The organism is Acidimicrobiales bacterium (assembly GCA_016794585.1).
In the GTDB taxonomy this organism is placed as follows: Bacteria; Actinomycetota; Acidimicrobiia; order Acidimicrobiales; family DATDAH01; genus JAEUJM01.
The window spans coordinates 308,076-322,681 of the sequence record JAEUJM010000013.1; the positions used below are offsets into that span (position 1 = coordinate 308,076).

General features: G+C 73.1%; 10 protein-coding genes. 3 read left to right on the plus strand and 7 right to left on the minus strand.

What is annotated here, in order from left to right:
- Positions 1 to 19 precede the first annotated feature (19 nt).
- The 5 genes from JNK12_07080 to JNK12_07100 form a co-directional block, all read right to left on the minus strand.
- Positions 20 to 733: a class I SAM-dependent methyltransferase gene (locus JNK12_07080; protein ID MBL8775674.1), complete on the minus strand. Its 714-nt coding sequence runs from the start codon at positions 731 to 733 to the stop codon at positions 20 to 22.
- A gap of 107 nt (positions 734 to 840) precedes the next feature.
- A complete protein-coding gene (locus JNK12_07085; GenBank protein MBL8775675.1) occupies positions 841 to 1,659 on the minus strand; it encodes a polysaccharide deacetylase family protein in 819 nt (272 codons plus the stop codon).
- Positions 1,660 to 1,693: 34 nt separating this feature from the next.
- Complete coding sequence (locus tag JNK12_07090; GenBank protein ID MBL8775676.1) at positions 1,694 to 2,650, minus strand: hypothetical protein; 957 nt, start codon at positions 2,648 to 2,650, stop codon at positions 1,694 to 1,696.
- The gene (locus JNK12_07095) at positions 2,647 to 4,194 is read right to left on the minus strand and encodes a glycosyltransferase family 39 protein (GenBank protein MBL8775677.1); all 1,548 of its coding nucleotides are present in this window, start codon (positions 4,192 to 4,194) and stop codon (positions 2,647 to 2,649) included. The genes JNK12_07090 and JNK12_07095 overlap by 4 nt, the downstream gene beginning before the upstream one ends.
- Positions 4,191 to 5,660 carry a glycosyltransferase family 39 protein gene (locus JNK12_07100; protein MBL8775678.1) on the minus strand — a complete coding sequence of 490 codons (1,470 nt, stop codon included), beginning with the start codon at positions 5,658 to 5,660 and terminating at the stop codon, positions 4,191 to 4,193. Before JNK12_07100 ends, JNK12_07095 begins: the two co-directional genes overlap by 4 nt.
- A 146-nt stretch (positions 5,661 to 5,806) precedes the next feature.
- On the opposite strand from JNK12_07100, the gene JNK12_07105 reads away from it, so the two are divergent.
- Genes JNK12_07105 through JNK12_07115 form a run of 3 tightly spaced genes read left to right on the plus strand, consistent with a single transcriptional unit; the run spans position 5,807 to position 11,851 of the window.
- On the plus strand, positions 5,807 to 10,324 hold the full coding sequence (locus JNK12_07105) for a DUF3367 domain-containing protein (GenBank protein ID MBL8775679.1): 4,518 nt from the start codon (positions 5,807 to 5,809) through the stop codon (positions 10,322 to 10,324).
- A 2-nt stretch (positions 10,325 to 10,326) separates the two neighbouring features.
- Positions 10,327 to 11,355: a hypothetical protein gene (locus JNK12_07110; GenBank protein MBL8775680.1), complete on the plus strand. Its 1,029-nt coding sequence runs from the start codon at positions 10,327 to 10,329 to the stop codon at positions 11,353 to 11,355.
- A 49-nt stretch (positions 11,356 to 11,404) separates the two neighbouring features.
- Positions 11,405 to 11,851, plus strand: a complete 447-nt coding sequence (locus tag JNK12_07115) for a hypothetical protein (GenBank protein MBL8775681.1) — start codon at positions 11,405 to 11,407, stop codon at positions 11,849 to 11,851.
- Between the two features lie 33 nt (positions 11,852 to 11,884).
- Here JNK12_07115 and JNK12_07120 read toward each other — a convergent pair whose 3' ends face one another.
- Both JNK12_07120 and JNK12_07125 read right to left on the minus strand, forming a co-directional pair.
- A complete protein-coding gene (locus tag JNK12_07120) occupies positions 11,885 to 13,072 on the minus strand; it encodes a CoA transferase (GenBank protein MBL8775682.1) in 1,188 nt (395 codons plus the stop codon).
- 15 nt (positions 13,073 to 13,087) lie between these two features.
- Complete coding sequence (locus JNK12_07125; protein MBL8775683.1) at positions 13,088 to 14,581, minus strand: GNAT family N-acetyltransferase; 1,494 nt, start codon at positions 14,579 to 14,581, stop codon at positions 13,088 to 13,090.
- Positions 14,582 to 14,606 lie beyond the last annotated feature (25 nt).

A 14,606-nucleotide genomic window follows, 5' to 3' on the forward strand; every position in this document is an offset into this window, starting at 1 on the left:
GCGATCGCCGGCGCGAGGCTCAGGCGGCGCGGTCCGCTGCGGGCCGGGACTCGACGATGAGGCCGTCGGCCACGAAGGGTGCCCAGCCCTTGCCGATGCTGCGCTCGAGGAAGAGCACGAAGCGCCCGGCGAGGCCGAGGACGCGGCCGGACAGGCCCTGGCCCTTGGCCTGCTTCACCGCGGGCACGTAGGTGGCGGTGCGGACGTGCTCCCAGCCGTGGCGGGCGAGCAGGTTGGTGAGGGTGCGCCAGCTGAACAGCACGACGTGGTCGGGGTGGTTGATCTCGGCGCCGGCCATGGCCGCGAAGCCGTTGAGCAGGCCGGACGCGTTGGGAGTGGTCAGCACGAGGGTGCCGCCGGGCGCCAGCAGGCCGTGGAGGCCGTCGAGGAAGGAGCCGGGGTCGTCGAGGTGCTCGATGACCTCGCCGGCGATGAGCAGCTCGGCGGGCTCGATGCCGAGCGAGGCCAACATGTCGGGCTGGCGCCCGTCGGCCACATAGGCCTCGTAGCCCCGGGCCTTGGCCCGCTCGACCCCGGCCTCGTCGACGTCGATGCCCACGATCGAGGTCGCCACCGCGGCCAGGTGCTCGTGCAACCACGTGCCCGTGGCCGCCTGCATGTCCTCGTAGCCCGCGTCCACGAAGCCGACGTGGATCACCCGCTTGCCCCGGGCCAGGCCCGACACGTAGTCGATGCGGTTGACCACCTTCGCCTCGGGCAGGCGGTGCACCATCTCCAGCTGAGCCTCCTGCTTTGCGCCTCCTTCGTCGGCGCCCCTTCGGGATCCGACTCGGGTGCCCGGAGCCGCTCCGCTCCGCTCCGCAGCGTTGCTGTCTGGCATCACATCACTCCTGGTAGGACGTGGGCGCCGGCGGGGTCGGCGGTGTGCAACAGCTCGCACAGGGGCGGGCCGGCGCCGTCGGCGAAGAGCTTGTCGAGCTTGTCGAACATCGTGCGCCGGCCGATCCACAGCAGGCGGCTGCCGAGGCGGCCGGTGCCCGGCACCACCCAGAACGGCTCCTCGGTGTCGAAGTCGTAGGGGTGGCAGTAGGTGAGGGGGGCCGGGCCCCCGCCGTTGAGGCGCCAGGTCAGCTTCACCAGGGGCCACGGCAGGACCCGCAGGTACACGCCGCCCATGTACGGCGCCGCCACCGGGCCCAGCTTGGCGATGGGGCACGGCAGCTCGACCAGGCCGCTCGGCCAGGTGAACGGGTCACGGGGCAGGCCCGGGAAGCCGTGCAGCGGGCTGCGGGCGGGCAGGACGCTCGACGAGTAGGTGAAGCCGAGCTCGGTGAGGATGTCGGGGACCCAGGCCGTCTCGCGCACCAGCGAGAAGGTGGGGGCGCGGTAGCCGACGATGGGTGCGCCGGTGAGGCTCTCCAGCAGCTCCTTGCCGCGACGGGTCTCCTCGGTGAAGCGTTCCGGGGACAGCTCCGTGAGCGGGGTGTGGTCCCACGAGTGCAGGCCGACCTCGTGGCCGGCGGCGACCGCCTCGGTGACGAGCTCGGGGTGGGCGACGGCGGTCGTCCCCACCACGAAGACGGTGCCGCGGATCCCGCGGTCGGCGAGCCAGGCGTAGACGCGCCGCGTCACCTCCGGATAGCTGGTGTCTTCGGAGGGATCGGGCCGGTGGGGCTCGATGTCGAAGCTGAAGGTCACCGGAGCGCGGTCGCCGCCCCGCGACCGCGCGGTGTCAGTAGGCATCGAAGTCGAGGAACTCGTAGGTGTCGAGGGTGAAGGTCTCCTGCGGGACCTCGTCGGACAGGCTACGGAACAACAGGTTCAACGGGGCGGGCTGGAGCCGCCGGGGCGGACGCACACCCCGCACGCGCACGTGCACGTTGAAGCCGGCGTAGACCGCCGCCGGCGCGCGGTGGTAGCGGCAGGCGGCGGCGATCGCGCCGCGGGAGGACACCGTCTCGCCGTCGGCGAGGGGCCGCCGGGGCAGGAACTTGAGGATCACCGCGAAGGGCAGGCCGAGGAAGCGGTGCTCGACCGAGACCACGAGCAGGTCGTCGCTGACGTGCACGACGTAGTCGCCACGGGGCTGGCCGAGGCGCCACCGCAGCTGCTCGGGCGTCCAGGCCTGGGTCCACCCCGATGCCGCGTGCTGGTCGACGCCGCCCGCGAGGTCGGCGAACTCGTCCGACGCCAGCCAGGCCTCGTCCACGGCGCGGCTCTCGAAGCCCTTGGTCGAGCCCAGCGGCGGCAGCACCCGCACCGGGAGGGGCCCCAGGAAGCGGTAGCCGAGGTACTTCAGGGCGCCCGGCGTCGACTTCTCGTTGGGCACCGCCAGGATCCCCTTGGCGCCCTGCACCCGGGCCCGCTCGTAGATGCGGTGGCCGATCTGCACGAAGTAGCCCTTGCGCTGGGCCCCCGAGCGGGTGACGGCGTTGAGCGAGAAGCACACGAAGGCAGGACCGCCGGCGTTGCGCCAGCGCTGCGGGATGAGGGCGTAGTGGGCCATGCGCCGGCCCTCCTCGTCGACCCCCTCGTAGATGCCGCCGCCCTCGGGGTTCCGGTCGTAGAGCCACTCGAGGTAGTCGGGGCCGTCGAAGCGCTTGTCGGGCAGCTCGGCGTTGAGCAGCTCGGTGTTGCGGGCGTGCTCCTCCGCCACGGGGCGCGTCACGTCGTCTGCTGCGTCGGTCATCGGTCCACCTCGGTCTCCGGACCTCCATCTTGGCCGCTGGGGTCCCGTCGACGGGAGAGGAGGGCGCCGATCCCGACGCCCGCGGCCACCACGAGGGCGACGTCGGCCGGGATGCGGTAGCGGGTGGTGCCGAAGGCGAGGGCCGCCGTGACGGTGATCACGAGCATGGGCGCCACCAGGGGGATGAGGGTGACCCGGCGCCGGTACAGGCAGACCGCGCCCCACACCGCGGCGGGCCAGAGCAGGTAGTAGAGCACCAGCCCGGCCTGGGAGGCGCGCTCGCCACGGCCCTCGAGCTGGTCGTTGAAGCGCACGTTCTGGTCGGGGCGGTACAGGTCCCACATCCGGCCCACACGGGCCACCATGACCACCGGGAGCCGGGAGGTGTGGTCGGCGATGTAGGCGGCGGCCTGGTCGCGGGCGATGAGCTCGCGCTCGGACTCGTCGTAGACGGCGCGATCCTGGAGCGACGCCTGCACCCGCTCTAACTGCTCGGGGTCGGCGAAGCACCCCGCCTCGAGCCCGATCCGCTCGCACATGCGGCGCTGCGTGGCCGACGGCACGGTCGCGAGGTCGAAGCACTCGCCGTAGTACCCGAGGTTGTCGCCGAAGTACGTCTGGTCGCAGCTGGCCGTGTTGAGCACTGCGCCGGCGCCCGTGGAGACGTACACCGGCTCCTCGAAGCGGGAGAGGTTCCAGAGCACCCAGGGCGACACGAGGACGACGGCGGCGAGGCCGCTCACGCCCAGTCGCACGAAGCGGTCCCGCCAGCGCAGGTCGGTGGCCCGCAGCGCCAGGGGCAGCACCAGGAACACGCCGAGGAGCGCAGACTCGGCGCGCGTCAGCGTGGCCAGCCCGACGGCGAGCCCCAGCCAGACGGCGTTGGCCGTCGTCGGGTCCCGCCAGAAGCGGTAGGCCACCAGCAGGACGATGGCCGCGACACCGGCGAACACCGACTCGGTCTGGAGCAGCAGGTCGTTCACCCAGAACATCGGGTAGACCGCCGCGATCGCCCCTGCGGCCAGACCCGCCCGGCGCCCTCCGATGCGCTGCGCCGCCATCGCGATGAGCAGCACGGAGACCACGCCCAGCACCCCGGAGAAGAGCCGGTGGGCCGTGATGCTCGTCAGCCCGAGCGACGAGGCGAGCCCGAGCAGCAAGGGGTACAGCGGCGGCTTCTGGGCGCTGGCCACGGCCTCCCCGGTGGACCGCAGCCACAGCGGGTCGACGAACCAGTGGCCCTCGGCGATGGCCTTGCCCTGGAGGTGGACGTAGAGGGGGTCGTTGATGCCGGCCACGATGGCCACGCACCCGGCGGGGCCTTCCCCGTCGGGCCCGCACTCGGGGCGCACGAACAGGATCTCCACCCACCGCACGGCGAGGGCTACGAGGGCGATGACGGCCAGGCCGAGCCGGTAGCGGAAGCGGGCGCGCTGCTCGCGGGGGCCCTCCGTGAAGCCGTCGTTCGGAGGGCCGTCGCCCGCGGACCCGTCGGCCGGCGGCACCTCGTCGGACGACGCCTCGGTGGTGGCGGCCGGACTCACCGCTCGACGGGGACGCCGACGGGCTCGGGTTCGGCCTCGTCGCCGACCCCGTCCGCCGTGTCGGTCGCCGTCTCGGCGTCGACCGCTCCGCCACCCTCGCCGGGGCCCGTCGCCTCCGGTGCGACCACGTCACCCGGCTCGACCACGTCCATGGCCTCGCCCCGCCGCCGGCGCCACCAGGCGTCGAGCGCCACGGCCGCCAGGATGGGCAGGATCAGGTCGACCGGGGTCCGGTACCGGGTGACCCCGAACGACGCCGCCGCGGTGAAGGTGATCATCAGGGCGATGCCCACGAAGGGGATGATCGTGACCTTGCGCTTGAACAGCACCACGAGGCCCACGACCGAAAGCGCGAGCAGGCCGTAGTACATGGCGAGGCCGGTGCGGACCGGGACCGCTCCCCGACGCTCGAAGAGGATGTCGAGGTTGGCGCCCTGGATGGGGGCGTACACGCTCCACATGCGCCCGATGCGGGCGGCCACCACCACGGGCAGCCGCCCGGTGTTCTCGGACATGTAGTCGGTGGCCAGCTCCCGGTGGGCCGAGTCGACGACGGACTCGTCACCGTCGGGGAAGTCCTTCAGGGTGCAGCTGTCGTCCCAGTAGCCGAGCTTGTCGCCGTAGTACGTGGCGTCGCAGTTGCCGTAGGCCATCACCCGACCGGTGCCCGACGCCAGGTACACGGGCTCGGTGAAGCGGCCCAGGTTGTGCGCCACCCAGGGGGCCATCAGCGCGAGGGTGACCACCCCAGTGACCATGGCCAGCCCGGCCTTGCGGCCCCAGGTGATCCCCGGCAGCACCACCAGGAGGGGGAGCACCACGAAGGCCAGGAAGGTGAGGCCCTCCGATCGGGTGAGGGCGGCCGCGGCGATCGCCACGCCCAACCACGCGGCGGCACCCCACGTGGGCGCGCGCCAGAGGCGGTAGCAGAGCAGCAGCACCACGCCCACGAGCACCGTGTAGAGCGACTCCGAAAGGATGAGGCCGTCGTTGATCCAGAGGTTGGGGTACACGGCGGCGAGGAAGGCGGCGATCAGCCCGGCCCGGCGTCCGGCCACCTGGCGCCCCACGAGACCGACGAACCCCACCGCCAGCGCGCCGAGCAGGCACCCGGCGATGCGCTGCTCGAGCGTCGTCTCGAAGCCCAGCTTCGCCACACCGGCCAAGTAGACGAGGTAGCCCGGCGGGTGCCCGGCGGACGGCTCGAGCACGCCCTCCTCTCGACAGAGCGCCACGGCCTGGTCGTTGCTCATGCCCGGCTCGCGCACCGAGTCGAGGCAGGCGAAGGGGTCGTAGAGGTCGCCGTGGTCGGCCAGCAGCAGGCTCTGGGTGTGGTACCAGTTGTTGTCGTCGAGGCCCAGCGGGAGGTTCTGGTACCCGGCCAGGGTGGCGAGCACCCGCACCGCGAACGCGAGCCCGACGATGGCCACCAACAGGGCGGGGAAGGACCGCAGGCGTTCGGGCACGGCGCGCCATCCTACTCAGGGGGCCGGGAGTACCATGGCGTCCCCGGCGACGGCTCTCGGCGCGGTGGCTCCCGCCCGTCCTCCGGCCGTCCGCAGCCCCGACGGAGTCGACGCATCCCCTCCCTGCCCGCGTGCCCGAACCTCCCATGAGCGCCGACTCCCCCACCTCGGTGGACCGCCCGGCGCGCCCCGCCGGCGAGCAACCGCAGGTCCGTGGGGCCGCCGGCGGGACCTGGGGCGCCCGCCTGGTGGCGGCGGTCCCGCTGCTGGTGCTCGCCGCCGTCACCTACCTGCCCCTGCTCTTCACCAAGCCCGGCCGCGTCGGCGCCGACACCAAGACCTACCTCTACCTCGATCCCGGACGACTCCTCCACGACGCGCCGTTCCTGTGGGACCCGGGCATCGGTCTCGGCACCGTCACCCACCAGAACATCGGCTACCTGTGGCCGCTGGGGCCCTTCTACTGGGCCCTCGACGCCGTCGGCCTCCCCGACTGGGTCGCTCAGCGCCTCTGGCTCGGCACCATCTTGTTCTCCGCCGGCGCGGGTGTGCTCTACCTGCTCCGCTCGCTCCACTGGGACGCCCTGCCGTCGCGGCGAACCACCGGGGCGTGGGCCACCCGGCGGTGGGACCTCGGCCTGATCGTCGCCGCGCTCGCCTACGCCCTCAGCCCCTACCTGTTGGCCTACGCCGCCCGCCTCTCGGTGATCCTGCTCCCCTGGGCCGCCCTCCCCTGGCTCGTCGCCCTCACCGCCCGGTCGCTGCGCCACGGCGGGTGGCGGCACCCGGCGCTGTTCGCCCTCGTCGTCCTGACGGTGGGCGCCATCAACGCCACGTCGTTGATCCTCGTCGGGCTGGGCCCCCTGCTGTGGGTGGTGTGGGCCGTCGCCTTCGAGCGGGAGGTCCCCGTCAGACAGGCGGTGGGCGCGGTGGTGCGCATCGGCGTCCTGACGGTGGTCACCTCGCTGTGGTGGGTCGCCGGCCTGGCCCTCCAGGGCAGCTTCGGCATCCCCATCCTCCGCTACACCGAGACGTACCAGGCCGTCGCGGTCACGTCCTCGGCTCCCGAGCTGCTCCGGGGCCTCGGCTACTGGTTCTTCTACGGGAACGACAAGTTCGGCCAGTGGATCCTGCCGAGCATCGGCTACATGAGCTGGGGCGCGCCCCTCAGCTACGGGCTCCCGATCCTGGCCTTCGTCTCGGCACTGGTCACCCGCTTCCGCCATCGAGCCTTCTTCGTGCTGTTGATCGCGGTCGGCGTCGTCGTCGGCATCGGCGGCCACCCCTACGCCGATCCCTCGCCGGCCGGTCGCATCTTCCGGGACTTCACCAACCTGGACGCCGGCCTCGCCTTCCGCAGCACCGCCCGGGCGGTGCCCCTGATCGTGCTCGGCACCGCCGTCCTGCTCGGTGCCGGCGTGAACGCCCTCGGGCGGGCGCTCCCCCGCCTGGCCGTGCCCGCCGGGTTGCTCGCGGTGTTCCTGGTGCTTGCCAACATGCCGGCGACGTGGGGCGGCAACCTCGTCGACCGCAACCTCGACCGGGACGAGGACGTCCCCGCCTATTGGCACGAGGCGGCGGCGGCCCTCGACGCCGGCGACCACGCCACCCGGGTGCTCGAGCTCCCCGGCACCGACTTCGCCGCGTACCGCTGGGGCACGACCGTCGACCCCATCACGCCCGGACTGATGGACCGCCCCTACGTGGCCCGCGAGCTGATCCCCTACGGCTCGCATCCCTCGGCCAACCTGTTGAACGCCCTCGACCGCCCCCTCCAAGAGGACACCCTCGACCCGGACGCGGTGGCGCCGATCGCCCGCCTGCTCGGCGTCGGCGACGTGGTGCTCCGCTCGGACCTGGCCTACGAGCGCTACCGCACCCCCCGGCCCCGTGCCACCTACCGCCTGATGAACACCACCCCCGGACTGGGAGCGCCGACCGGGTACGGCTCGGCCGAGGCACCGAACCGGGCCCGGCCCTCCCTTCCCCTGATCGACGAGGTGGAGCTCGGGACCGACCCCGACCTGCCCGAACCGACGCCGGTGGCGGTCTACCCGGTCGAGGACCCCGAACCGATCATCCGCGCCGTCCCCCGCGATCGGCCGATGCTGCTCGCCGGTGACGGCGACGGTCTCGTCCAAGCCGCGGCCGCCGGCATGGTCGACGTGAACCAGGCCATCTTCTACTCGGGCTCGTTCCAGGACGACCCCGCGGCGCTCGACGCCCGCATCGACGACGACGCCGAGCTGGTGGTCACCGACTCCAACCGCAAGCGGGCGCGCCGGTGGAGCGCGGTGCGCGAGAACGAGGGCTACACCGAGCGCGCCGGCGAGGAGCCGCTCGTCGACGACCCGGGGGACAACCGGCTCGAGGTGTTCCCCGACACCGCCGACGACGCCTTCACGGTCGCGGAGCACCGCGGTGGCGCCACCATCTCGGCCACCCGGTACGGCAACCCCATCACCTACACCCCGGGTGACCGTGCCGCCCAGGCCATGGACGGTGACCCCGAGACGGCCTGGCGGGTGGGGGCCTTCTCCGAGGTGGAGGGCGAGCGCCTCGAGATCGACCTCGACGAGCCTCTCACCACCGACCGCATCTCGTTCCTCCAGCCGCAGTCGGGTGTGCGCAATCGGTCCATCACGGGCGTCGAGCTGCGCTTCGACGGAGGCGACGCCGTCGACGCCACCCTCGACGACAGATCCCTGTCGGGCGAGGGCCAGACGGTCGAGTTCCCCGAGCGGACCTTCTCGCACCTCACGGTGGAGATCACCGCGGACAGCGTGGGGTCCCGGGTGAAGTACACCGGCCTCAGCCCCGTGGGCTTCGCCGAGATCGGCCTCGCCGACCTCACCGTGGACGAGCTCGTCCGGCCGCCGACCGACCTGCTCGAGGCGGCGGGCCCGTCGTCCATCGACCACCCCCTGTCCTTCCTGTTCTCCCGCCAGCGCACCAACCCGGCCGAGCCCGTGCGCACCGACGAGGAGGAGGCGATGGACCGCATCATCGACCTCCCCGCCGGCCGCTCCTTCTCGCTCGACGGCACCGCCCGCATCTCGGCCCAGGCGCCGGACGAGGTCGTCGACGCCCTCGTCGGCCTGCCCGACGCCGCCGAGGGCGGGGTCACGGCCCGCTCGTCCGCCCATCTCGCCGGCAAGCTCAGCGCCCGCGCCTCGAGCGCGATCGACGGCGACCCCGCCACCGCATGGGAGTCCCCCTACGAGACCCCCCAGGGCGCCTGGGTGCAATACACGGTGGCCGAGCCCACCACGGTCGACCACCTGGACCTCCAGGTCGTGGCCGACGACCACCATTCGCTGCCCACGCAGCTCACCATCACCAACGACGAGGGTGCGACCGCCACGGTGGACCTGCCCACGATCGAACGGGCTGACGAGCTCGGCGCCACCGTCGACGTCCCCGTCACGTTCGACCCGATGGAGGGCCGCTCCTTCCGCGTCACACTCAGCGGCGTCGACCCCCTCCTCACCCAGGACTGGTACGGCAACGCGCCCCTCCCGCTGCCGGTGGGCCTGGCCGAGGTCGGGCTCCCCGGCATCCAGGTCGGCGCGCCCGACGAGGACGTGTCCGACGAGTGCCGGAGGGATCTCCTGGCCGTGGGGGGCGACCCCGTCGCGGTGCGTGTGCTCGGGACGAGCGACGACGCCGTCGCCCGGCGTCCGCTCGCGCTGGCGCCTTGTGGCGCGACGCGGGACCTGACCCTGCCCGACGGCGAGAGCATCCTGCGAACGGCCCCGGGCAACGAGACGGGCGTCGACGTCGACGACCTCCAGCTGCACTCGCTCGCCGGCGGCGACCCGGGCCTCGACGAGGTACCGCACGCGCCGGGCCCCGAGGTGCGCGTCGACGACGAGGGCTTCGTCGACGCCGACCTCACCGTCGTCGAGCCCGAGGACGACTTCTGGCTCGTGCTCGGCCAGAGCTGGAACCCGGGGTGGACCGCCTCGGTGACCGGCGACGGTGGCGGCGACCTCGGCGAGTCCACCCTGGTCAACGGCTACGCCAACGGCTGGCTGGTCACCCCCTCCGCAGAGGGCGGCGACCTCTCCGTGCGCCTCGAGTGGACCCCGCAGCGGGCCGTGTGGCTGGCCATGGCGCTGTCCGGCCTCGGGATCGTCGCCTGCCTCGTGCTCCTCGTCGTCGACCCGCGCCGCCGGCGCACCGTCGGGGCCGAGGCCGAGGCCGATGCCGCCGACCCGGGGATGCGGCCCACCTGGTCCAGCCCGTTGGCGGGCATCGACCGCCCGGCCCGCCTCGCCGTTGCGCTCGGCGCCGCCGCCGCGGCGCTCGTCCTGACGACCGCCTTCAGCGGACCCGCCTGGGGTGTGGCGGCCGGGCTCGGCGCGCTGGCCGCGCTCCGGTGGCGCTGGGGCCTTCCGCTCGTGCGCCTGGGCGCAGTGCTCGGCTTCGCCGGCGCGGCCGGCTACATCACGCTCTCTCAGGTCCTCCGGCGGTACCCCGCCGACTTCGACTGGCCCGTCCGCTTCGACGCCACCAACTGGCCCGTGCTGCTCAGCGTCGCGCTCCTCGTCATCGCGACCCTCGTCGACGCGGCCGTTGCCCGTAGGGTGCCGGGGTCCGACGAGGCGCCGGCACCCGCCGGCCGCGGCACCGAGGAAGGGAGCACGCCATCCGCATCGTGAAGGTGGCCGCGGTGATCGCGGCGATGATCCTCGTGGTCCTGGTGGTCGGTGAGCTCGGCGCCCGAGCCTTCAGCCCCTACCTCCCCGAAGCCCAGGTCTGGTCGGACAAGAGCACGCAGGTGAAGGTCGCCCAGATGGACCGTCTCGCCCGACGCGAGGGGTGCGTCGACATCGCCTTCGTGGGCAACTCGATGACCCGCGACGCCATCGACCCGCGCACCTACACCGCCGCCGACCCCGCGCACCGCAGCGCCTACAACGCCGCCCTCGACGCCGCGACCCCGTCGCTCCTGCGCCGCTGGACCCTCGAGGAGGTGCAGCCCCGCCTCGACCCCGCCACGGTGGTGCTCGGCCTGTCCAGCTTCGACCTCAACGACAACGCCCGGATCGCGGCGTCTGCGCTCGACAGCTACGAGACGGCCGCCCTGTCCCGGGACGACCTGTTCGGTCGGCTCCAGGCCCCGTTCGTCGAGCACTCCGACGTGTTCCGGTACCGCAACGAGCTGCGCGACCCTGCCGAGGTGTGGGCCGGGATCCAGCGGCTGCGCGACGGCGACCGTCAGGAGCGGCTGTCGGCGGACGGGATCGAGGGGATCATCGGGGCCGACGGCGAAGGTCTCTCCCGGCGCCCGCTGCAGTACACGGGGGCGGTGAGCATCCAACGGCTGCTCCAGACCGAGCTCCTCAACGACTTCCGCATGGGCGGCACCCAGATCGACGCGGCCGACGGGCTCATCACCGAACTGGCCGACCGCGGCGTCGAGGTGGTGCTCCTCGTCCTGCCCGTCACCCAGGACTACGTCGAGCTCCACCCGGAGGGGGGCGCCGACTTCCAGCGCTTCCTCGTCACCGCCCGCCGCCTCGCCGAGCGGACCGGCGCGGTCCTCGTCGACGCCCACGGCTGGGCCGGCGGTGACGCCCAGTTCGCGGACACGCACCACCTCAACGGCGACGGCGCCCTGGCCTTCAGTGCCGACCTACCCGATCTGCTGGCCGAGGCCGGCGCCACCACGCCCGCCTGCGAGCCCTGAGCCGGGGCCTGCTGGCACTTCGCGCTCCCGGCCAGCCACAATCGTGGGCATGAAGCGACTCGCTCTGCTCCTCGCCGCCACCGCCCTCGTCCTCGCCGCCTGCGGCAGCGACGGCGGCGACGACGCCAGCTCCAGCACCACGGCCGGGGGCGACACCACCGAGACGACGGCCACGGGCTCGGACTCCGGCGCCACCGACCCGGCCGACCTCCCCAGCTACGACAACGTGGCCGAGGTCGGCGCCGACCTGGGCTGTGAGCTGGAGTACGACGGCATCGTCGACGCCGACCGCGAGTACAGCACCTGCGTGTTCGAGGGCGAGCAGGCGCTGATCTACATCTACACCGACCCCACCTTCGTCAGCGACATCGTCGCCGCTGGTGCCCCCGCTCTGGCCTACGGCGCGAACTGGACCGTCGAGGTCGAGACCGCGCCCGTGGCCGACAGCGTGGCGAGCGCCACGGGCGGCGCCGTCGCCCCCACCGCCGCCGGCTGAGCCCGGGCGCCGGTCGGACCGGACCGCCCCCCGTCAGTCTCCAGCGGCGTCGAGGAACTCCCGGCGCAGCCCGGGGCCGTGCTCGTCGAGCGCGGCCGCCCGAGGTCGCGCCGGGTCGTCGTCGAGCGAGCTGAGGTGGAACGGATGCCCGGGGATCCGCAGCCGGGTGCCCTCCACTTCGAGGACCATATGCCGGGCGTTGGCCTGGGCCGACTCGAGGGCCTCGGGCACGGTGCGGACCATCCCCGCAGGGACGCCGGCGCGCTGGAGTTGGTCCACCACCTCAGCCCGCGACCGCCCGGCGAGGAGCGCTTCGAGCTCGGCTCTCAGCTCGTCGCGGTGGGCGACGCGAGCGGCCACGTCGACGAACCGCTCGTCTTCGGCCAGCTCGGGGCGCCCGAGCGTGGCGGCCAGCACGGCGAAGGCGGGGTCGCCGGGAGCGCAGATGGCGACCGGCCCGTCGGCCACGTCGTAGATCTCGAACGGCGTGGCCAACGGGTTGGCGTTGCCCTGCCGGTGGGGCACCACGCCGTTGGACAGGTAGTCGAAGACGTGGGCGCCCAGGATGCCGAGCAGCGAGTCGAACATGGCGATGTCGACCCGTGACCCCACGCCGGTGCCGCGGCTCTGCACCAGCGCGGCGTTCACCGCAGCAAAGGCGTTGAGCCCCGACAGGTAGTCGGCGATGGAGGTGCCGGCCATCACCGGCGGCCCGTCCGGGAAGCCGGTCACGCTCATCAGCCCCGACTCGGCCTGGATCACGACGTCGAACGCGCCCTCCCACGCCTGGGGGCCGGTCTGACCGAAACCGCTGATAGAGGCGTACACGAGCCGCGGGTTCCGCTCGTGCACCGCCTCCCACCCCCAGCCCCAGGCGTCGAGCGCGCCGGGCCGGAAGTTCTCCACGAGCACGTCGGCACGGTCCACGATGGACTCGAGCAGCGGACGGTCCGTTGGCGAGGCCAGGTCGGCCACCAGGCTCTCCTTGCCGTGGTTGACGGCGTTGAAGAACTCGGGCTCGCCGTCCACCAGCGGCGGGTACTGCCGGCCCATGTCCCCGTTGGGCGCCTGCTCGACCTTGATCACCCGCGCGCCCATCTCGGCGAGCAGCATCGTGCAGTACGGGCCTGACAGGGCGTGGGTGAGGTCCAGCACCAGGACGCCCTCCAGCGGTCCTCGACGGACCATGGGGCGACCGGCGGGGCGCTCTTCGTCAGCCATGGTGATCTCCTCGGTTCAGATGGATGCTCCCACTCGCCTGAGCTGATCGAGGACGTACTCGAGGAGCTGCTCGGCGAACGGGTGCCGCAGGTGGATCTCGGTCGGGTCGACCGGCGTGTCTCCGAGCCGCTGGTAGCGCACCACGTCGACGCCACGATGGGCGAGGGGGAGGACGCCGGCGAACACGAAGCCCTCACCGGCCAGCACATCCGCCGCCCACGACGCCGTCGGCCGGTCGAGTGGGAGATCGGCGTAGCTCACCCCGATCCCGCTCCTCGCGATCAGGGCGAGACGCTGGCGCACGGCGCCCGCCAGATCGGCGCCGGGGTCGGCACAGGTCATCACGGCGTGGCCGAGGTCGGCGCGCACGGTCAGGTCCATCTGCGACGCGCTCCCCGGCCCAGGCGGACCACCCGAGGCACCGACCGTACGGTCGAGCTCGATACGGCGGTAGATCTCCCCGACCATGGCCGCATCCCGCTCCGGCGCGTGCACCGTCTGGTGCGGGATGGGAGCCACCGGCACCACGCCGCCGACCACGGCCTCCCGGTGCGCCTGCTCGCTGCCGTCGATCGCCCGGAAGCGGATCGGGGGGAGGAACCCGAGCTGCACCGACGCCACGGGGCGGTCGGCCTGCGACCGGGTGTGGGCGGTCACGGCGGCGCCTTCCAGGGCCAACACGCCGTGGTCGCGCATCCACTGCTCGAGCCGCTCATGGCCTGCGTGCATCAGGTGGTGACCCCGGAAGCGGGGGTCGACCATGGCCCTTCCGCCCTCGACGAGGACGTCCCCTTCGTGCTCGATGAGCACCGCCGAGTGACCGACGACCTCGCCGTCGGGGGTCACCGAGACGAACGACGCCTGGTGGCCCGACGCGAGCATCGACGCCAGCAGGTCCGGTCGGTAGTACTCGTCGTGTTGGTACGTGTACCCGTAGGTCCTCCATGTGAGGCGACAGATCGCCTCTGCGTCCGCGGGCCCCGCCTGGCGCACCTCGATGGCGACGTCGGCTCCGATCGCGTCGGCGGACGCCTGCTCCGGCGGCTCGGCGGCATCGGAGCCGGCGGGCTCCACGCCCTGGCGGTGATCGACACCGGGGTCGCCATGGCGGACCAGGGTGGTCCGGTTGCCGTCACGGCCGAGCGAGCGGTGCACGAAGGAGTCGAGCCACCCGCCGGCCAGCGCGGCGGCCACCGCAGCACCGTCGAGCGCGTCCTCGACCTGGGCGTTGAAGGGCAGGCCCCGGTCGTCGAGGTGGACGAGGGCCTGGCGGCCGAGCCGGGCCACCCTCACGTCAAGCGCGGCGTCGGCCGGATCGTCGAAGCCGCCCCGGCAGATGGCCCGGGCGACCGCACCGGCCACCTGGGCCAGGTTTGCGCCCGCCTCGACGGTGAGTCCCAGGTCGGCCGCGGCGGCCTCGACGACCGCCACGACGAGGGCGTCGCCGTGTGCGGTCGGCGCGACGTGCAACGTCGCCAGCTCCACCTCGGCCGGACCGGGAACCGCCACCGGGCGAGACTAGCCACGGGCCGCG